This is a genomic window from Stenotrophomonas sp. NPDC047960, assembly GCF_043204395.1.
Lineage (GTDB): Bacteria > Pseudomonadota > Gammaproteobacteria > Xanthomonadales > Xanthomonadaceae > Stenotrophomonas.
In genome coordinates, this window is the sequence record NZ_JBIDBX010000003.1 from 46,133 (window position 1) to 63,449 (window position 17,317).

General features: G+C 68.1%; 18 protein-coding genes. 11 read left to right on the forward strand and 7 right to left on the reverse strand.

The window, feature by feature from the left end:
- The first annotated feature begins 7 nt into the window (after nucleotides 1-7).
- Both ACGFZ3_RS08225 and rlmM read left to right on the forward strand, forming a co-directional pair.
- The gene (locus ACGFZ3_RS08225) at nucleotides 8-568 is read left to right on the forward strand and encodes a nucleoside deaminase (protein WP_282248246.1); all 561 of its coding nucleotides are present in this window, start codon (nucleotides 8-10) and stop codon (nucleotides 566-568) included.
- A gap of 24 nt (nucleotides 569-592) precedes the next feature.
- Nucleotides 593-1,639 (forward strand): 23S rRNA (cytidine(2498)-2'-O)-methyltransferase RlmM, encoded by a 1,047-nt coding sequence (gene rlmM / locus ACGFZ3_RS08230; RefSeq protein ID WP_392919023.1) that lies wholly within the window; start codon nucleotides 593-595, stop codon nucleotides 1,637-1,639.
- A gap of 7 nt (nucleotides 1,640-1,646) precedes the next feature.
- Here rlmM and ACGFZ3_RS08235 read toward each other — a convergent pair whose 3' ends face one another.
- The 3 genes from ACGFZ3_RS08235 to ubiH all read right to left on the reverse strand — a co-directional run bounded on the left by ACGFZ3_RS08235 (nucleotide 1,647) and on the right by ubiH (nucleotide 5,040).
- Nucleotides 1,647-2,072 carry a hypothetical protein gene (locus ACGFZ3_RS08235; protein WP_282248248.1) on the reverse strand — a complete coding sequence of 142 codons (426 nt, stop codon included), beginning with the start codon at nucleotides 2,070-2,072 and terminating at the stop codon, nucleotides 1,647-1,649.
- A 590-nt stretch (nucleotides 2,073-2,662) separates the two neighbouring features.
- Nucleotides 2,663-3,838, reverse strand: a complete 1,176-nt coding sequence (locus tag ACGFZ3_RS08240) for a UbiH/UbiF family hydroxylase (RefSeq protein ID WP_392919026.1) — start codon at nucleotides 3,836-3,838, stop codon at nucleotides 2,663-2,665.
- Nucleotides 3,835-5,040, reverse strand: a complete 1,206-nt coding sequence (gene ubiH / locus ACGFZ3_RS08245) for a 2-octaprenyl-6-methoxyphenyl hydroxylase (RefSeq protein WP_392919028.1) — start codon at nucleotides 5,038-5,040, stop codon at nucleotides 3,835-3,837. The genes ACGFZ3_RS08240 and ubiH overlap by 4 nt, the downstream gene beginning before the upstream one ends.
- An 85-nt stretch (nucleotides 5,041-5,125) precedes the next feature.
- Between ubiH and ACGFZ3_RS08250 the strand changes: the two genes are divergently transcribed.
- The 9 genes from ACGFZ3_RS08250 (at nucleotide 5,126) to ACGFZ3_RS08290 (ending at nucleotide 14,316) form a co-directional block, all read left to right on the forward strand.
- Complete coding sequence (locus tag ACGFZ3_RS08250) at nucleotides 5,126-5,710, forward strand: hypothetical protein (RefSeq protein WP_392919927.1); 585 nt, start codon at nucleotides 5,126-5,128, stop codon at nucleotides 5,708-5,710.
- Between the two features lie 11 nt (nucleotides 5,711-5,721).
- A complete protein-coding gene (locus ACGFZ3_RS08255) occupies nucleotides 5,722-6,276 on the forward strand; it encodes a cob(I)yrinic acid a,c-diamide adenosyltransferase (protein WP_392919031.1) in 555 nt (184 codons plus the stop codon).
- A gap of 30 nt (nucleotides 6,277-6,306) precedes the next feature.
- The gene (locus ACGFZ3_RS08260) at nucleotides 6,307-7,218 is read left to right on the forward strand and encodes a histone deacetylase family protein (protein WP_392919034.1); all 912 of its coding nucleotides are present in this window, start codon (nucleotides 6,307-6,309) and stop codon (nucleotides 7,216-7,218) included.
- A 96-nt stretch (nucleotides 7,219-7,314) separates the two neighbouring features.
- On the forward strand, nucleotides 7,315-9,771 hold the full coding sequence (lptD, locus tag ACGFZ3_RS08265; protein ID WP_392919037.1) for an LPS-assembly protein LptD: 2,457 nt from the start codon (nucleotides 7,315-7,317) through the stop codon (nucleotides 9,769-9,771).
- Nucleotides 9,768-11,102: a peptidylprolyl isomerase gene (locus ACGFZ3_RS08270; RefSeq protein WP_392919040.1), complete on the forward strand. Its 1,335-nt coding sequence runs from the start codon at nucleotides 9,768-9,770 to the stop codon at nucleotides 11,100-11,102. The genes lptD and ACGFZ3_RS08270 overlap by 4 nt, the downstream gene beginning before the upstream one ends.
- Before the next feature lie 10 nt (nucleotides 11,103-11,112).
- Complete coding sequence (pdxA, locus tag ACGFZ3_RS08275) at nucleotides 11,113-12,093, forward strand: 4-hydroxythreonine-4-phosphate dehydrogenase PdxA (RefSeq protein ID WP_392919043.1); 981 nt, start codon at nucleotides 11,113-11,115, stop codon at nucleotides 12,091-12,093.
- Nucleotides 12,090-12,905, forward strand: a complete 816-nt coding sequence (gene rsmA / locus ACGFZ3_RS08280; protein ID WP_392919046.1) for a 16S rRNA (adenine(1518)-N(6)/adenine(1519)-N(6))-dimethyltransferase RsmA — start codon at nucleotides 12,090-12,092, stop codon at nucleotides 12,903-12,905. The genes pdxA and rsmA overlap by 4 nt, the downstream gene beginning before the upstream one ends.
- 21 nt (nucleotides 12,906-12,926) lie before the next feature.
- The gene (gene apaG, locus ACGFZ3_RS08285) at nucleotides 12,927-13,307 is read left to right on the forward strand and encodes a Co2+/Mg2+ efflux protein ApaG (protein ID WP_392919049.1); all 381 of its coding nucleotides are present in this window, start codon (nucleotides 12,927-12,929) and stop codon (nucleotides 13,305-13,307) included.
- A 13-nt stretch (nucleotides 13,308-13,320) separates the two neighbouring features.
- On the forward strand, nucleotides 13,321-14,316 hold the full coding sequence (locus ACGFZ3_RS08290; RefSeq protein WP_392919051.1) for a symmetrical bis(5'-nucleosyl)-tetraphosphatase: 996 nt from the start codon (nucleotides 13,321-13,323) through the stop codon (nucleotides 14,314-14,316).
- A 267-nt stretch (nucleotides 14,317-14,583) separates the two neighbouring features.
- On the opposite strand, the gene ACGFZ3_RS08295 is transcribed toward ACGFZ3_RS08290, so the two are convergent.
- The 4 genes from ACGFZ3_RS08295 to lgt are packed head-to-tail and all read right to left on the reverse strand — an operon-like array spanning nucleotide 14,584 to nucleotide 17,307.
- Nucleotides 14,584-15,078, reverse strand: coding sequence for a dihydrofolate reductase (locus tag ACGFZ3_RS08295; protein ID WP_392919053.1), 495 nt, complete (start codon nucleotides 15,076-15,078; stop codon nucleotides 14,584-14,586).
- The gene (locus ACGFZ3_RS08300) at nucleotides 15,075-15,623 is read right to left on the reverse strand and encodes a hypothetical protein (protein ID WP_392919056.1); all 549 of its coding nucleotides are present in this window, start codon (nucleotides 15,621-15,623) and stop codon (nucleotides 15,075-15,077) included. The genes ACGFZ3_RS08295 and ACGFZ3_RS08300 overlap by 4 nt, the downstream gene beginning before the upstream one ends.
- Entirely contained in the window at nucleotides 15,620-16,414 is a 795-nt protein-coding gene (locus ACGFZ3_RS08305; RefSeq protein ID WP_392919058.1) for a thymidylate synthase, read from the reverse strand. The genes ACGFZ3_RS08300 and ACGFZ3_RS08305 overlap by 4 nt, the downstream gene beginning before the upstream one ends.
- The gene (gene lgt, locus ACGFZ3_RS08310; RefSeq protein WP_392919060.1) at nucleotides 16,411-17,307 is read right to left on the reverse strand and encodes a prolipoprotein diacylglyceryl transferase; all 897 of its coding nucleotides are present in this window, start codon (nucleotides 17,305-17,307) and stop codon (nucleotides 16,411-16,413) included. The genes ACGFZ3_RS08305 and lgt overlap by 4 nt, the downstream gene beginning before the upstream one ends.
- Nucleotides 17,308-17,317 lie beyond the last annotated feature (10 nt).

The window sequence follows — 17,317 nt, forward strand, 5'->3', positions numbered from 1 at the left end:
CTGTCCCATGCTGTACGCGCAAGTCCACCTCACCCTGCCCGCCTGGATCCACGACCAGATCGACCTGGCCCGTGCATACCCCGGCGATGCCGCCAAGGTCGCCCTGGCGATCGAACTGTCGCGGCTGAACGTGGAGGCGGAAACCGGCGGCCCGTTCGGCGCGGTGGTGTTCGGACCGGACGACCGCGTCATCGCGGCCGGCGTCAACCGCGTGGTGCCGCACAGCACCTCGCTGGCGCATGCCGAGAACATGGCCTACATGCTGGCCCAGCAGCGTCTGCAGAGCCCCCGCCTGAACGACGTTTTGTCCCCGATCACCCTGGCCACCTCCTCGCAGCCGTGCTGCCAGTGCTACGGCGCCACCATCTGGGCCGGCATCGACCGGCTGCTGATCGGCGCCAGCGCGCAGGATGTGGAAGAACTGACCCCGTTCGATGAAGGTCCGCTGCCGGCCGACTGGATCGGCGAACTCAACAAGCGCGGCATCGAGGTCGTGCGCGGCATCGAACGCGATGCAGCGCGCGCCGTGCTGCGCCAGTACGGGGAGATCAACGGTGCGCATTACTGATTGCCACGCCATGGGCGTGCGTCGATGAGTGGCCTGCTGTGCCTGTGCCGGCAGGGCTTCGAGCCCGAACTGGCCGGTGAGCTGGCCGAGCGTGCCGCCTACGCCAACATTGCCGGTTATGCCCGCACCCAGCGCAACGATGGCTATGTAGTGTTCGCCACCGACGAAGGCGCCGCGCTGTCCAAGGCGCTGCCCTGGCGTTCGCTGATCTTCGCCCGCCAGAAGCTGGTGGTGCTGGCCGAACTGCGCGAGCTGGACCCGACCGACCGGATCACCCCGATCCTGGCCGCGTTGGAAGGCCAGCAGCGCTTCGGCGACATGTGGGTGGAGCATCCCGATTCGGATGAAGGCAAACCGCTGGCGGGCCTGGCCCGCGCCTTCGGCAATGCGCTGCGTCCGGCGCTGCGCAAGGCCGGCCTGCTCACCGACAAGCCCAACACCAGCCTGCCGCGCGTACACATCGTGTTCGTCGACGGTCGCCATGCGTTCGTCTGCGTGGCCGATACCCGCGACAGCGCCCCGTGGGCGCTGGGCATTCCACGGCTGAAGCTGCTGCCGGACGCACCGTCACGCTCGGCCCTGAAGCTGGACGAGGCCCTGCTCACGCTGATGAGCCCGGAAGAACGCGAGCAGCTGGTCAAGCCCGGCATGCGCTCGGCAGACCTGGGCGCCGCACCCGGCGGCTGGACGTGGGTGCTCACCCGCCAGCACATGCATGTGATCAGCGTGGATAACGGTCCGCTGCGTGAGCACGTACTGGAAACCGGTCTGGTCGAACACCTGCGCGCCGATGGCTTCCACTGGCAGCCCGAAGCTCCACTGGACTGGATGGTCTGCGACATGGTCGAGCAACCGCGCCGTGTGGCCGAACGCATGGCCACCTGGTTCCGCGAGGGCTGGTGCCGGCACGCGATCTTCAACCTCAAGCTGCCGATGAAGAAGCGCTGGGACGAAACCCGGCTGTGCCTGGAGCTGTTCGAAGCGCAGGCCGGGCGACCGCTCACCGTGCGTGCCAAGCAGCTCTACCACGACCGTGAGGAAATCACGGTGCTGGCCTGGACCGGGCGCTGAAGAAATCTCAGCCCCTGGCGGGGCCCCGGAAGTGCTGCAGGCTGTGAGTCAGTTTCAGCGCCTTGTTCAATTCATTCAGACGGTCATTGTTCCAGCTGGGGTGCGCCCCGGCAGCCAACTGCGCGGGGCGACGCTGGCTCTCCAGGTCGCGCTGCAGGGATTTGAGGCTGTTCAGAAGGAGCTTGGCCTGGACCTCGGTCGGCGCGGCGGCGCCCTTGGAGCGGGCGAACTTGTCCAGGTTCGCCTGCGCCCATCGGCCCTCCTCGCCCCGGCAGCCGATGCCGTACGGGTGGCACCTGTTGTTGATGTGCGTGATCAGCCCATTGAAATCCTCCGCGGCCGCCTCGGGATGGGCAACGATCGCGCGCACGGTCTTTTCAGCGTTGAACGACGCCGGCCGGAACAGCTGGTTGAGAACCTTGGCAATGCTCATGATTCTTCCTCGGGAAAGGGGGCGATGCGGCCGCACCCATTACGGTGGGACGCCTCCAGACCCGCTCAGTCTGCGTAAACGCAGGGGGCATTCACTTTCAAGAATCAATCATCCCAGGCCGGTTGCGGCAACCCGCTGGCCAGCGTCAGACGTGACCGCGCGAATTGAGCTTATTGAGCTCGACGCATACTTCTACGGGGAGGCCCTGCTTCATGGACATCAACAGCTCCAGCGCTTCCTTGCAACTTATGGGCCCGTCACGCTGCAGCTCAGCGGGCGCCGTGGTAGTCCTGGGGGCACTGACAGGCGCAGTGCGCGTGACCATAGGAAGATCACCCAGCGGCTTGGACGCCATGCCACCGTTGCGCATGCTGGTGAGCTGCAGTCCTCGCCCGCCGGAGCCACCACGCGGAGCGCACTCGGGAGCGCGCGACGACGAAGGCGGCTGGGGACGATCAAGGGGCGAAAGTGCCATAGGGAGTTCCGGAAGATGGGACGCGCGGCGTGCTGCCGGGGCCGGACAGCGCCAGCCGCGCCGCAGTCTGCGCAATGGCAGCCCGGCCCGCTTCCAGATTTCGATCCCCCTGGACCTACAACCCCGCCGCGCGCTTCCACAGGGCCGACACCAGTGGCGGCACCCGGCCCACGCTGCCCAGCGCGCAACCACGCGCCAGGGTCAAATGCATCTCGTCGTTGGAGAAAATGGTGTTGATTGCGTCAAAGCCATAGGCCGACACCGTGTTCTCGCTGCGGCGTTCGCGGGCCCAGCGCTGCAGGCGGTCGGGCGACGCCCAGTCCTGCCGCCGCTGTTGCGCACGCAGCACCGTGGCATGCAGCGCCGCCACATCGCGCAGGCCCAGGTTCACGCCCTGCCCGGCCAGCGGATGCACCACATGCGCGGCATCGCCCAGCGCCAGCACACGGCCGGCCACGTAAGCACCGGCCAGCTGGCGGCGCAGCGGGAAGGCGGCGCGCCGCGAGGCCAGCGTCATCGCGCCCAGCCGGGCGCCAAAGGCGCGGGTAATTTCGGCGTTGAAGGCCCCCTCGTCCAGTGCCAGCACGCGCTCGGCCTCGGCATCGGGCAGCGTCCAGACAATGGAGCTGCGGTGCGTGCCCGCCGGCAGCACCGCCAGCGGCCCGGTCGTCAGGAAGCGCTGCCAGGCGGTGGCCTGGTTGCCCTGCTCGGTATCGATGTAGGCGACCACGCCACGCTGACCGTACTCCTGTCGGCTGACCTGCAGTCCGGCCAAGCCGCGCAGGGTCGAGTCCGCACCGTCGGCGGCGATGGCGAGCGCCGCGTCCAGCCGGCGTCCGTCCTCCAGCCGCACGCGCACGCCGTCGGCATCCTGTTCCAGCGCGTCAACCCGCGCCGGGCAGCACAGCTGCACACCCGCCGCCGGCAGGGCCGCCCACAGCCGGTCCACCAGCAGATCGTTCTCTACGATCCAGCCCAGCTGCTCACGGCCCAGGCGGTCTGCGTCGAACTGCAGTTCCTCGCCGCCAGCCGCGTCCCAGACCCGCATGCGCCGGTACGCGCAGGCCCGCGCGGCCAGCACCGCCGGCCACACCCCGAGCGTGCGCAGCAGCTGCGCATTGTCCGGGGCGAAGGCATACACCCGCAGGTCCGGCTGCTGCGGCTGCCACGCCGGCGGCTCGCGCCCTTCGACCAGGGTGACCTGCAGCCCAGCCTCGGCCAGCGCCAACGCGCACGCGGCGCCGACCACGCCGCCGCCCACCACGATCACATCCCGCGCACGCCGGCTCATGCGCCGGCTCCACGGCACAGCGCCGGGACCTCGCCGCGGAAGCCCATCGCGCCGCCGACCAGCATCGACTGCATCGAGGTGGCCTGCGCCGCAAGCAGCCCGAGGCTGCGCAGCGGGCGCATCAGCGGCGCCGGATTGCTGGTCAGCCGCGCCAGCCCACCGGAGAACGCGATGGTCTGGCGGCGATCCTCGTCCCGGCGCGCGACATGCGCCTGCAGCAGTGCATCGCTGCCGACGTCGTCGGCCGTTTCGATCAGTTCGGCCAGGGTCAGCGCATCGCGCAGGCCCAGGTTGAAGCCCTGCGCGCCCAGCGGATGGATGGTCTGCGCTGCATTGCCCAGCAGCACCGCGCGCTCACCCACCACTTGCTGCGCCAGCACCTGCACCAGCGGGTAGGCGCTGCGCGGGCCGCTTTCCAGCAGGCGCCCCGCACGCCAGCCGATGGCCTGCTGCAGCCGCGCCAGCCACGCCGCGTCGTCCAGTGCCAGCACCGCTTCGGCCTGGTCGCGGGCCACGCCGTGTACCGCTCCGTAGTGGCGGTCGCCCCGCGGAAGCAAGGCGGTCGGGCCGGTATCGGTAAAGCGTTCGAACGCGGTGCCGTCCGGCGCGCGCGCCGGGCGGACGCGGGCTACGAACAGGGTCTGCTGGAAATCATGTTCATCCACGCCGATGCCCAGTGCGTCGCGCACGCCGCTGCGGGTGCCATCGGCGCCGACCACCAGCCGCGCCAGCAGGCTGCGCTCACCACCATCATCGGCGATCACCACTTCGCGGCAGCCATCGATCGTGGCGCCCAGCCGCACGAAACGGGCCGGCCGGTAGCGGGTCAGGTGGTGCAGGCCCTGCAGCCGGGTTTCCAGTGCCTGGCCAAAATCGCGCGCCACCACGACCTGGCCGAACCAGGGCCGATCGTACTGCGCGGCCTCCATCTGGACCCGGCCGAAATCGCCGGCGCGGCTGACGTGGATGCGGGTGATCGGGCCCACCGCCGCGCCCAGCAGCGGCATCACCCCCAAGGTGGTGAGAGCGTTGACCGTGGCGGCAGCAAAACTGAGGTTGCGCTGGTCGAACACTGGCGGCAGCATGCCGGCCGGCGCGATCTCGACCAGCCCGACATCGCGGCCGGCCCGGTCCAGGGCAATGGCCAGGCTGGCGCCGACCAGGCCGCCGCCCACGATCACTACGTCATGACGTTTACTCATGCCGCCCATGATAGTGCGTGCGGCCCGGCTACGCCCCGTGGCGGCAGGCGCTAGAATGAACGCTGGACTCCCGACCCCCGCCCCCATGACCTCCACTGCCCAACGCGCCTTCATCCTGTTCGTGCTCGTGCTGCTGATGGCGGCAACCCGGGTCAACCACTTCGCGGCGATCCCCGACGCGTCCTGGGCGGTGTTCTTCATTGCCGGCTTCCACCTGCGCAGCTGGACGCGCTGGGCCTTTCCGCTGCTGATGGTGCTGGCCATCGTGATCGACGTGCTGGTGATCCGCGCCAGCGGCATCGGCTACTGGCAGCACTACTGCGTCTCGCCGGGTACCGCACTGCTGGTGCCCGCCTACTTCGCGATGTGGGCCGGCGGCGCGCTGCTGCGCCAGGGCTACCGCAGCGCGGACTGGGCCGCACTGGCCAAGGGATCCGCCCTGCTGCTGGCCGCAGTGGCGGTGTGCCACCTGTTCGCGCAGAGCGGCTTCTACTGGACCAGTGACGTGGTCGCGGCCCCCACCGTGCAGGGCTGGGCCCGCAACTACGCGGACTGGTTCCTGCCTTATTTGCGTACCGTGGCCGTCTACGTCGGTCTGGCAGCCGCGCTGCAGCTGGCCACCGAACAGGTCGTCAAGCTGCTGCACGCCCGTCGCGACGCGCTGCGCTGAGCCCGGCGCGCATGGGCAACAGGCTGTCGCGCATCTACACCCGCACCGGCGATGACGGCAGCACCGGCCTCGGCGACGGCAGCCGGGTGGCCAAGGATGCGGCGCGGGTCAACGCCTTCGGCAGCGTGGACGAGGCCAACTCGGCGCTCGGCGTGCTGCTGGCGGTCGGGCTGCCCGATGACGTGCGTGCTCTGCTCACCACGGTGCAGCACCAGCTGTTCGACCTGGGCGGCGAGCTGTGCATTCCCGGCCATGCGGCAATCCAGGCGGGCGACGTCCAGGCGCTGGAACACCACCTGGATCACTACAACGCCGGCTTGCCCGCGTTGAAGGAATTCATCCTTCCCGGTGGCGGCGAAGCCGCCGCACGCTGCCACCTGGCCCGCACGATCGTGCGCCGCGCCGAGCGCGAAACGGTCACCCTGGCCCGCCAGGAACCGGTGCGCGCCGAAGCCCTGCATTACCTCAACCGGCTGTCGGACCTGCTGTTCGTGCTGGCCCGCGTGCTCGCCCGCGCCGATGGCCACGGCGAGGTCCTCTGGCAGCACACCCGCCGCCACGGCTGAGCCGTCCTACCGCCCCGGAACCCTGTCCGCATGCTGGTTTTCACCCATCCCGCCTGTCTGCAACACGATCCCGGCCGCGGCCACCCCGAATGTCCCGAGCGCCTGCAGGTGGTGCTCGACGCGCTGCGGTCCGCCTACCCGGACCAGCTGGACTGGCGCCAGGCGCCGCCGGCAAAGTTCGGCGAACTGGCGCGTGTGCACGACAGCGCGCTGATCGACCTGGTGCTGGCGCCACAGACTGAGGCCCTGCGGCTGATCGACATGGACACGATGACCTCGCCCGGTTCGGCCAGCGCCGCGCTGCATGCCGCCGGTGCCGGCGTGGCTGCGGTGGATGCGGTGATGCTGGGCGGGGATCCGGTTGCGTTCTGCGCGGTGCGCCCGCCCGGCCACCACGCCACCGCGACCACGGCGATGGGGTTCTGCCTCTTCAACAACATTGCCGTTGCAGCCGCGTACGCGCGCGATCGCTATGGGCTGGAGCGGATCGCGGTGGTCGATTTCGACGTCCACCACGGCAACGGCACCCAGGACATTTTCGTGGCCGACCCGCGCGTGGCCTATTACAGCACCCACCAGGCCGGGTTGTTCCCCAACTCGGGCCTGCGCCGCGACCGGGGCGCGGGCAACCTGCTCAACATCCTGCTGCCACCGGGCAGCGGCAGTTTCCGCTTCCGCAACACGTGGGCCGACGAAATGCTGCCGGCCATTGACGATTTCCGCCCACAGCTGCTGCTGGTCTCGGCCGGCTTCGATGCCCATCTGCGCGATCCGCAGGCCGACCTGATGCTGGAAACCGAGGATTTCGCCTGGATCACCGCCGAGCTGCGCAGCCTGGCCCGCCGCCATGGTGGCGGCCGCATGGTGTCCATGCTGGAGGGCGGATACGACCTGCAGGCGCTGGCCGAATGTTCCGTGGCGCATGTGGGTGCGATGCTGTGAGATGAACCTGAACCCTTGGCCGCAGCAGGCCTTCATTGCCCCTATGCAAGGGATGGGGCAAGCTACGATCCGTTTTCGTCCGAATCCGAATCCCGCGTGCGCCGAGCCCTCCGCCTGCTGCCTCTCCCCCTGAGCATCGCCATCTGCCTGCCGGCCATGGCCGACGACAAACCGGTGAACTGGGGCCTGTGCCCGGTAGCCGATGTCCTGCCCGCCTTCCAGGACGCCCCCGTGGCGGACAAGGCCGCGGCCGAAACCCGCGACCAGCAACCCACCGATATCGAAGGCAATACCCTCTCCGGTACCACGACCGTGCCGCAGTACCAGGGCAACGTGGCGCTCAAGCGCGGCGACCAGTTCCTGGGCACCGACCACCTGAGCTTCGACACCGAAAGTGGCAACTACATCGCCGAAGGCAATGTGCGCTACCAGGATTCGTCGATCCGGATGACCGCCAAGCGCGCCGAAGGCAACCAGGAATCGGACACCCACAAGATCAGCGACATCCAGTACCAGCTGGTGGACCGGCGTGGCCATGGCGACGCCGATTCGATCGACCTGCAGGGTTCGGTGGGCCAGATGCACCGCTCGACCTACACCACCTGCGACCCCTCGCAGCCGGTGTGGAAGCTGTCGGCACCGCAGATCGACGTGGACAACGACGAAGGCTTCGGTACCGCCCGCAATGCGGTGCTGCGCATCGGCAAGGTGCCGGTGCTGTGGGCGCCGTACTTCAAGTTCCCGATCGATGACCGCCGCCAGACCGGCCTGCTGTATCCGCAGCTGGGCCTGTCCGGGCGCAATGGCTTCGACTACGCCCAGCCGATCTACTTCAACCTGGCGCCGAACTACGACGACACCCTGACCCCGCGCTACATGAGCAAGCGCGGCCTGATGCTCGACAACGAGTTCCGCTATCTGTACGACGGCGGCCGTGGCGAACTGCAGACCGCCTACCTGCCCAATGACAAGCTGCGCGACCGCGACCGCGGCCAGGTCGAGTACCAGGGTTACCACAACATCGACGCGAACTGGCAGGCCCGCGCCAACATCGCCTGGGTCAGCGACGAGCGCTACACCGAGGACTTCTCCAGCAAGCTGCTGGGAGTGACCACCTCCAGCCTGCAGAGCCAGGTCGGCATCTACGGAACCGGCGAGAACTGGACCGCGGGGCTGATGGCCGATTACTGGCAGAACACCGACTACACGCTGACCGACGCGTCGCTGCCCTACTCCCGGCAGCCGCGCCTGTTCGTCAACTGGGACAAGCCGCTGCTGCCGTGGCTGGAAGCGGGCGTGTACGCCGAAGCGGTGCATTTCACCCATGACGATGTCGACGGAAAGCTGGGCATCGAGGACGACTTCGCGCCCAGCGGCACCGTGACGCCGTATTACAACGGCTCGCGCCTGGACGTGAAACCGTATGTGACCTTCCCGTTCGCCGGTGCCTCCTGGTACGTCACCCCGACCCTCGCCTATCGCTACACCGGTTACGAGCTGGACCGCGGGCTGGCCGACCAGACGCGGCTGCAGGCACTCCGCGACGCGGGCATCGATCCGGCCACGGCAACCCCCGACCAGCTGCGCGGCAACACCTCGCCGCACCGCAGCGTGCCGATCGCCAGCCTGGACGCGGGCATGTTCTTCGACCGCGAGACCACCATCGGCGGCACCTCGTACCTGCACACCCTGGAGCCGCGCCTGTTCTACCTGCGCACGCCGTACCGCGACCAGAGCGACCTGCCGATCTTCGATACCCGCGACTTCACCTTCAGCTGGGGCCAGCTGTTCCGCGATTCCCGCTATACCGGCGCGGACCGCCAGAACGACGCCAACCAGCTGACGATGGCGCTGAGCACCCGCTTCATCAACCAGGAAACCGGCCGCGAGCGCTTCTCCGGCAGCATCGGTCAGATCCTGTACTTCGACGATTCCCGGGTGACGCTGCCGGGCACCACCTCGCAGGTGGAACAGGGCAAGTCGGCCTGGATCGCCGATGCCAATTACGCCATCAACGACCGCTGGAACCTGGGTGCCACCTATCAGTGGGATCCGAAGTACAAGCGCGAGGACCTGGCCAGCGTGCGCGCGCGCTACCTGATGTCCAACGACGGCATCGTCAACCTGACCTACCGCCACCGCCTCAACACGGCCGCACCGGCGACCGCGACCAAGGAAGAACGCACCCTGCTGGAACAGGTGGACCTGTCCTTCCTGTACCCGATCAACCAGACCTGGAGCCTGGTGGGGCGCTATTACTACTCCATCGAGGACAAGGCGCCGCTGGAAATCATCGGCGGCGTCCAGTGGGACAGCTGCTGCCTCGCGGTACGCGCCCTGGCCCGCCGCTACGTGCGCAACCGCGAAGGCGAGCTGAACAATTCCTTCCAGATCGAGTTCGTGCTCAAGGGCCTGAGCTCCATTGGCCAGAACACGGACCGCACTTTGCGCCGTGCTATTCTCGGCTACTACCGAGACGACCTCTATCTCGTGCCGCCCGCCAACACGGGCGCCCCCACGCGCGAAGACTACGATCCCAATCTGATCCCATGACCAAGACCTTCCCCGTCCTACTCGCCTCCCTGATTGCGGTCAGCACCGTCTCCGCCCCGCTTCAGGTGCTGGCCCAGCAGAGCCAGTCGCTGGACCGCATCGCCGCCATCGTCGACGAGGATGTCGTGCTGCAGAGCGAGCTGGACCGCGCCATCGTGAACATCAAGGCCCAGTACGCCGGGCGCGAAGGCCAGCTGCCGCCCGACGACGTGCTCAGCCGCCAGGTGCTGGAGCGACTGGTGCTGGTCAAGCTGCAGGTCACGCGTGCCGAAAGCAGCGGCATCAAGGTCAGCGACCAGGAGCTCAACCAGGCCCTGAACGCGATTGCCCAGCAGAACGGCTCCAACCTCGACGCGTTGCGCCAGCGCCTGGCCGGCGATGGCGTGGATTTCAACGATTTCCGCAACTCGGTCCGCGATGAAATCACCGTGCAGCGCCTGCGCCAGAGTTTCGCCCAGAGCCGCATCAGCGTCAGCGAGGGTGAAGTGGATGCCGCGCTGAAGCAGGAAGCGACGGCGGGCACCCAGTACCACCTGGCCCACATCCTGATCGCGCTGCCGGAAGGCGCCACCGCCGAGCAGATCGCCACCGGGCAGAAGAAGGTCGACGGGGTGAAGAGCCTGCTGGACAAGGGTGAGCTGGACTTCAACGCGGCCGCTGTCCGCTACTCCGACAGCCCCAACGCGCTGGAAGGCGGCGACCTGGGCTGGCGTTCGCTGGATGAAATTCCGGGCGCGTTCGCGCAGATGATGACCGGCATGAAGGCCGGTGACGTCGTCGGCCCGCTGCGCGGCCCGAGCGGCTTCCAGCTGCTCAAGCTGGTGGAGGTGCGCGATGCCAGCGCCGCCGCCACCGGCCAGACCATCACCGAGTACCACGGCCGGCACATCCTGATCCGGGTCAATGACCAGCAGGACAATGCCACCGCCAAGGCCAGGATCGACTCGATCCGTGCGCGGATCGCCGGTGGCGCCGACTTCGAGGCTGAAGCCAGGGCATCGTCCGAGGACACCAACAGCAAGGGCCAGGGCGGCGATCTGGGCTGGTTCCCGGCCGACGCATTCGGTCCGGACTTCGGCAAGCAGGTTACCGGCCTGAGCGACGGTGGCGTCAGCCAGCCGTTCCGCACGGACGCCGGCTGGCACATCGTGCAGCGCGTCGCCACCCGCCAGACCGATTCGGGCACCGACAACAAGCGTGCGCAGATCCGCGAGACGATCGGCCGCCGCAAGCTGGAAGAAGAGTACAACCGCTACCTGCAGGAACTGCGCGGCGAAGCCTACGTGGACCTGCGCATCCCGGCCGCCGCCCCGGCCCCGGCCAAGCCCTGAGGCACCGGCGATGATCCCGCAGCTCGCTCTGGTACCGGGCGAGCCCGCCGGGATCGGTCCCGAACTCTGCGTTCGCCTGGTCCAGCAGCCGCGCACCGATTGCCGGCTGCTGGCCTTCGCCGACCCGGACACGTTGCGGGCGGCCGCAGCGGCGCTTTCGCTGCCCCTGAACCTGCTGCCTGAAGACGCCATCGCCCGCCATCCGGGCGATCTGCCGTTGCGGGACGTCCGCAATGCGACCCCCGCATGTTTCGGTCGGGCCGACCCGGCCAACGCCGGCGCGGTGATCGGCGCCCTGCTGCAGGCCGGCCAGGCCTGCCTGGACGGCCACCTGCACGGGGTGGTAACCGGGCCGGTACACAAGGCGGTCATCAACCAGGGCGGCATCGCCTACAGCGGCACCACCGAACTGCTGGCCCAACAGGCCGGGGTGGAGGTGGTGATGATGCTGGCCAACGATATCGTCCGCGTGGCACTGGCCACCACCCACCTGCCGTTGCGCGCGGTGGCCGACGCGATCAGCGCGGATGGCCTGGCGCGGACGCTGCGGATCGTGCACGGCGCGCTGCGGGGAGATTTCGGCCTCACTGCACCGCGGATCGCCGTGCTGGGGCTGAACCCGCACGCGGGCGAGGACGGGCACCTGGGGCGCGAGGAACTGGATGTGATCATTCCGCTGCTGGAGCAGCTGCGCGCCGATGGCATGGACCTGATCGGCCCGCTGCCGGCCGACACCGCCTTCCTGCCGCAGAAGCTGGCCGGGTTCGACACCGTGCTGGCGATGTACCACGACCAGGGCCTGCCAGTGCTCAAGTACAGCGGTTTCGAACAGGCGGTCAACATCACCCTGGGCCTGCCCTACCCACGCGTGGCGGTCGATCACGGCACCGCGCTGGATCTGGCTGGGCAGGGCATCGCCGACCCGTCCAGCCTGCTCGCAGCCACGCAATGGTGTGCCCGGCTGGCGCGCCAACGTACACTGGTGCCATGACTTCCCCGCATTCCCCCTCGGCCGCCGGGTTTACCGCGCCGGCCAAAAAGCAGCTGGGCCAGCACTTCCTGGCCGATCGCAGCTACATCGACAAGATCGTCATGGCGGTCAACCCGAAGGACGACGATCGCCTGGTCGAAATCGGACCGGGTCAGGGCGCCATCACCCTGCCGCTGCTGCGCCGCCACCCGCGCCTGACCGTGATCGAGTTCGATCGGGACCTGATCGCGCCGCTGACGGCCGCCGCAGCGCCGCTGGGTGAGCTCACCATCGTGCACCGCGACGTGCTGCAGGTGAACTTCACCGAGCTGGCCGGCGACGGGCAGATCCGGCTGGTGGGCAACCTGCCCTACAACATCTCATCGCCGATCCTGTTCCATGCGATGGACCATGCAGCGGTGATCCGCGACATGCACTTCATGCTCCAGAAGGAAGTGGTGGACCGCATGGCCGCCGCGCCGGGCAGCAAGGTCTACGGCCGGCTGAGCGTGATGCTGCAGGCCTGGTGCAAGGTGACCTCGCTGTTCGTGGTGCCGCCGGGCGCATTCCGGCCACCACCCAAGGTCGACTCGGCGGTGGTCCGGCTGGTGCCGCGCGATCCCGACACGGTGGGCATCATCGACCGTCGCCGCTTCGCGGATGTGGTCCGTGCCGCCTTCGGCCAGCGCCGCAAGACGCTGCGCAACGCACTGAACGGGGTGGTGACGCCAGACCAGTTCGATGCGGCCGGGGTGCGCAGTGATGCGCGCGCCGAGCAGCTGGAAGTGGCGCAGTTCATCGCGTTGGCCAACGTGCCGCGCGCGGAAGATTGAAACTCCCTCTAAACTGCCCGCATGAACGACGCAAACTATGCGATCTCGGTCGAGGTCGCCCCGCGCTTCCTTGATGACCAGTCCACGCCCGAAGACGGGCGTTTTGCCTTCGCCTATACAATCCGCATCCACAACCGCGGCCGCGTGGCCGCGCGCCTGGTGGCCCGTCACTGGCGGATCACCGACGGCAACGGCCGGGTAGAACATGTGGACGGCGATGGCGTGATCGGCGAGCAGCCGCGGCTGCGCCCGGGTGAAGACTTCCGTTACACCTCCGGTGTCATGCTGGAAACCGAACACGGCACGATGCAGGGGCATTACGACATGGTCGCCGACGACGGCACCGAGTTCGCCGCCCCGATCGCGCCGTTCGTGTTGACCATTCCGCGCACGCTGCATTGATGGAGGCGCACGCATGAGTGTCTGGGCCATCGGCGACCTGCAGGGCTGTTATGACGTTACCCAGCGCCTGCTGGAGAAGATCCGCTTTGATCCGGCGGTGGACAGACTGTGGTTCTGTGGCGACCTGGTCAACCGCGGCGGCCAGTCGCTGGAAACCCTGCGCCTGGTGCATTCGCTGCGCGAGCAGAGCGTGGTGGTGCTGGGCAATCACGATCTGTCGCTGCTGGCCGTCGGTGCACGCACCGAGGAAGAGCAGCGCAAGGTCAACCCGGACCTGCTGCGGATCGTGCAGGCCGAGGACCGCGACGTGCTGCTGGAATGGCTGCGCCTGCAGAAGCTGGTGCACGTGGACCGTGAGCTGGGCTGGATGATGGTGCACGCGGGCCTGGCCCCGAAGTGGACCACACAGCTGGCCGAGAAGCACGCACGCGAGGTGGAGGTGCAGCTGCACGGCAGCGGCTACCGCAAGCTGTTCCGCAACATGTACGGCGACAAGCCCGGCTGGTCGCCGGGTCTGGCCGGGTACGACCGGTCGCGGGCGATCATCAACCTGCTTACGCGCATGCGCTACTGCACGCCGCGAGGGCGGATCGGGATCGAGGACAAGGGCACGCCGGGCACCCAGGAACAGGGGCTCTACCCCTGGTTCGAGGTGCCGGGCCGGGTCGAGCGCGATCTGAAGATCGTGTGCGGCCACTGGTCGGCGCTGGGCCTGACGATCACCCAGGGCGTGCACGCAATCGATACCGGCGCGGTGTGGGGCGGCAAGCTCACCGCACTGCAGCTGGATACCGAAGAACTGCGCGTGGTGCAGGTACCCGGCCGTGATGTACCCAAGCCGGTTGCGCCGCCGCGTCCGCCGGCACGGCGTCCGGCCGGCGAAGGTAATCCGGGCAACAACGGCAATGGCCGGCCGCCGCGTGGGCAGCGCCAGAATCAACAGCAGCAGCCGCGTCGTTCGCGTGAGCCGGCCGGGAATGCGGGCGACGGTACCCCGACTGCCGCTTAGCGCGTCTCTTCCATGTTGGTAGGTACCGACCGTTGGTCGGTACGCCGTTGCTCTGCGCCAAAAGCCAAAGCCTTGGCCTGCGAACGTATCTGCAGTGGGCCGGCGGGGGCCAAGGGAAATCAACAGCGGTTCGATCATTTCCATGCGTTACCGCGCGTTGATCTGTTCACGGCAGTCGTTTGGGAACCGACCCTACCCGCATCGTGCGCTTCGCTTTTTCCACGGCGACCTGCCAACTGTCAAAGGCTGGCGGCGGTGGGTTTGACGTTACGCCTTCCGCGTGTAATCCACGAAATCGAACGCGAATGCATGGCGCGCATCCGCAGCGTGGTGCTCGCGCGCCGTTTCAACCCACAGCTGCGGATCGACCGGCGGGAAATGGGTGTCGGCCTGGACGCGGGTATCCACCCAGGTCAGGTGCAGGTCGGTGGCCTGCGCCATGGCGAGGCGGTAGATCTCGCCGCCGCCGATCACGCACAGTTCGTCCGCGCCGGCATCGGCCGCGAACTGCAGTGCCTCGTCCATGCTGCCTACCGCCTGCATGCCGTCGAACGGCACCTGGCCCGAGCGGGTCAGCACCAGGTTCGGGCGACCCGGCAACGCGCGGCCCAGCGACTGCGCGGTCTTGCGCCCCATCAGGATCGGCTTGCCGATCGTCAGTGCCTTGAAACGCCTGAGGTCGTCCGGCAGCTGCCAGGGCAGCTGATTGGCATGGCCAATGCCATGGTCGTGGTCGAGCGCGACGATCAGCGAGAGTTTCATGATTCGTCCGCCTCCATGCGCATCTCGTCGCAGCGATCCTGCGCGGCGCGCACATCGACCAACGCCCTCTGCAGGCTCGGGTCGGCTTCCATGGCCTGGTCAGCCTGCTCGGTAAGCCGGGCCAGATGCGCGTCCTGGGTGGCCTGCAGTCCCGGTGCGGACATTACCTCGGTGCTCAACGAGCTGAGATCTCCAGCCGCCGCACGGTCCAGGAACGCCTGCAGCTGCGCCGGCGAGTACGCCTGGGCCAGCTGCTGCTCGAATGTGCGCTGGTAGGCCGGATCATTGAAGGCGCCCTGCATGAAGCGCACCAGCGCGCCGGACATGCCCGCCACGGCGCTGCGCATGCCCGGCTCACAGGCCGCCGGAAGGTCGCTCGGCATCATGCCCACGCCGGACGCACCGGCCATCGCCGCCACGCCTTCGTTGACCTGGCGCTGCACGATCTGCGCGTTGACCTGCGCGGCCAACGGTTCCGACGGCGCGGCGGCCTGAGCGGCCGCCGGCAACAGCATCAGCAGTGCGACCCGAAGCGCCCGCCTCATACCGCCACCGGCGCCTTGATCGCCGGGTGCGGGTGGTAGCCGTCGATGCGGATGTCCTCGAACTTGAAACCGAACAGATCGGTCACCTCCGGATTCAGCCACAGCGTCGGAAGTGCCCGCGGTTCGCGCGCCAGCTGCTCGCGGGCCTGTTCGTAGTGGTTGGAATACAGGTGCGCATCGCCCAGCGTGTGCACGAAATCGCCCACGCCCAGCCCGGTGGCCTGCGCCACCATGTGGGTCAGCAGCGCGTAGCTGGCGATGTTGAACGGCACGCCGAGGAAGATGTCGCCGCTGCGCTGGTACAGCTGGCAGCTCAGCTTGCCGTCCACCACGTAGAACTGGAACAGGTTGTGGCAGGGCATCAACGCCATCTGCGAGAGCTCGCCCACGTTCCAGGCGCTCACCACCAGCCGGCGTGAATCGGGGTTGCGCTTGATCTCGTCCACCAGCCACTGCATCTGGTCGATGCTGCCGCCATCGGCAGTGGCCCAGCTGCGCCACTGCTTGCCGTAGACCGGACCGAGGTCGCCGTTGCCGTCGGCCCACTCGTCCCAGATCCGCACTTGGTTGTCCTGCAGGTAGCCGATGTTGGTGTCGCCCTTCAGGAACCACAGCAGCTCATGGATGATCGAGCGCAGGTGCAGCTTCTTGGTGGTGACCAGCGGAAAACCGTCGTTGAGGTTGAAACGCATCTGCCAGCCGAACACGCTGCGCGTGCCGGTGCCGGTGCGGTCCGACTTTTCCGTGCCGTGTTCGAGCACATGCTCGAGCAGGTCCAGGTAGGCTTTCATGCCTTGCTCCCGGCGGTCGCGGGGGTGACCGGCGGCATCGGCTGCAGAACCGGCGCGCGGCGCGACAGGGCCAGCAGCACCAGGCCCAGCGCCACCAGCGGCAGGCTCAGCAGCTGGCCGCGGGTGAACCAGTCAAACGCCAGGTACACGCCGTTGTCAGGCATGCGCACGAATTCCACCGCGAAGCGGAACACGCCGTACATCAGTGCGAACAGGCCCGACACCAGGTAGCGGTGGCGCGGCGTGGCCGACACTGCCCACAGCACCACGAACATCACCAGCCCTTCCAGCAGCGCTTCATACAGCTGCGAGGGGTGGCGGGCGTACGGGTTGAGCGCGCCGGTGGCGAACTGCTCGCGCAGCGCTGGCATGTCCAGCTGGTTCAGCGGAGCCGGCAGGCCGGAAGGGAACACCACGCCCCACGTGCCGTCGGTGTACTTGCCCCACAACTCGGCGCCGATGAAGTTGCCGATGCGGCCGAAGCCCAGGCCCAGCGGCACCAGCGGCGCCATGAAGTCGATCGTGTCGCCCAGGTGCAGCCGGTGCTTGCGCGACCAGTACCACGACGCGGCCAGCACGCCGAGCAGGCCACCGTGGAAGCTCATGCCGCCGTCCCATACCTTGAACAGCAGCAGCGGGTTGTGCAGGAAATCGCCCAGCGCGTAGAACAGCATGTACCCGACACGGCCACCCACCACCACGCCGAGCATGGCGTAGAACAGCAGGTCGGAGAAGCCGTTGGCATCCACGCCCGGCAGGCGCCCCGCCGCGATGCGCCGGCGCCCCAGCCACCAGGCCGCAGTGAATCCGAGCAGGTACATGATGCCGTACCAGTGCACCTTGACCGGCCCAAGCGAGATGGCGATGGGGTCGATGTCGTGGAGATAGATCATGGGCAATGCC

Excerpts from the sequence above, each read along its gene's own strand:
- pdxA (WP_392919043.1), top strand. The coding sequence starts at position 11,113 with ATGATCCCGCAGCTCGCTCTGGTACCGGGCGAGCCCGCCGGGATCGGT.
- ACGFZ3_RS08305 (WP_392919058.1), bottom strand. The coding sequence starts at position 16,414 with ATGAAAGCCTACCTGGACCTGCTCGAGCATGTGCTCGAACACGGCACG.
- lgt (WP_392919060.1), bottom strand. The coding sequence starts at position 17,307 with ATGATCTATCTCCACGACATCGACCCCATCGCCATCTCGCTTGGGCCG.
- ubiH (WP_392919028.1), bottom strand. The coding sequence starts at position 5,040 with ATGAGTAAACGTCATGACGTAGTGATCGTGGGCGGCGGCCTGGTCGGC.
- ACGFZ3_RS08300 (WP_392919056.1), bottom strand. The coding sequence starts at position 15,623 with ATGAGGCGGGCGCTTCGGGTCGCACTGCTGATGCTGTTGCCGGCGGCC.
- rsmA (WP_392919046.1), top strand. The coding sequence starts at position 12,090 with ATGACTTCCCCGCATTCCCCCTCGGCCGCCGGGTTTACCGCGCCGGCC.
- ACGFZ3_RS08260 (WP_392919034.1), top strand. The coding sequence starts at position 6,307 with ATGCTGGTTTTCACCCATCCCGCCTGTCTGCAACACGATCCCGGCCGC.
- ACGFZ3_RS08250 (WP_392919927.1), top strand. The coding sequence starts at position 5,126 with ATGACCTCCACTGCCCAACGCGCCTTCATCCTGTTCGTGCTCGTGCTG.
- rlmM (WP_392919023.1), top strand. The coding sequence starts at position 593 with ATGAGTGGCCTGCTGTGCCTGTGCCGGCAGGGCTTCGAGCCCGAACTG.
- ACGFZ3_RS08235 (WP_282248248.1), bottom strand. The coding sequence starts at position 2,072 with ATGAGCATTGCCAAGGTTCTCAACCAGCTGTTCCGGCCGGCGTCGTTC.
- ACGFZ3_RS08240 (WP_392919026.1), bottom strand. The coding sequence starts at position 3,838 with ATGAGCCGGCGTGCGCGGGATGTGATCGTGGTGGGCGGCGGCGTGGTC.
- ACGFZ3_RS08290 (WP_392919051.1), top strand. The coding sequence starts at position 13,321 with ATGAGTGTCTGGGCCATCGGCGACCTGCAGGGCTGTTATGACGTTACC.
- ACGFZ3_RS08255 (WP_392919031.1), top strand. The coding sequence starts at position 5,722 with ATGGGCAACAGGCTGTCGCGCATCTACACCCGCACCGGCGATGACGGC.
- apaG (WP_392919049.1), top strand. The coding sequence starts at position 12,927 with ATGAACGACGCAAACTATGCGATCTCGGTCGAGGTCGCCCCGCGCTTC.
- ACGFZ3_RS08295 (WP_392919053.1), bottom strand. The coding sequence starts at position 15,078 with ATGAAACTCTCGCTGATCGTCGCGCTCGACCACGACCATGGCATTGGC.
- ACGFZ3_RS08270 (WP_392919040.1), top strand. The coding sequence starts at position 9,768 with ATGACCAAGACCTTCCCCGTCCTACTCGCCTCCCTGATTGCGGTCAGC.
- ACGFZ3_RS08225 (WP_282248246.1), top strand. The coding sequence starts at position 8 with ATGCTGTACGCGCAAGTCCACCTCACCCTGCCCGCCTGGATCCACGAC.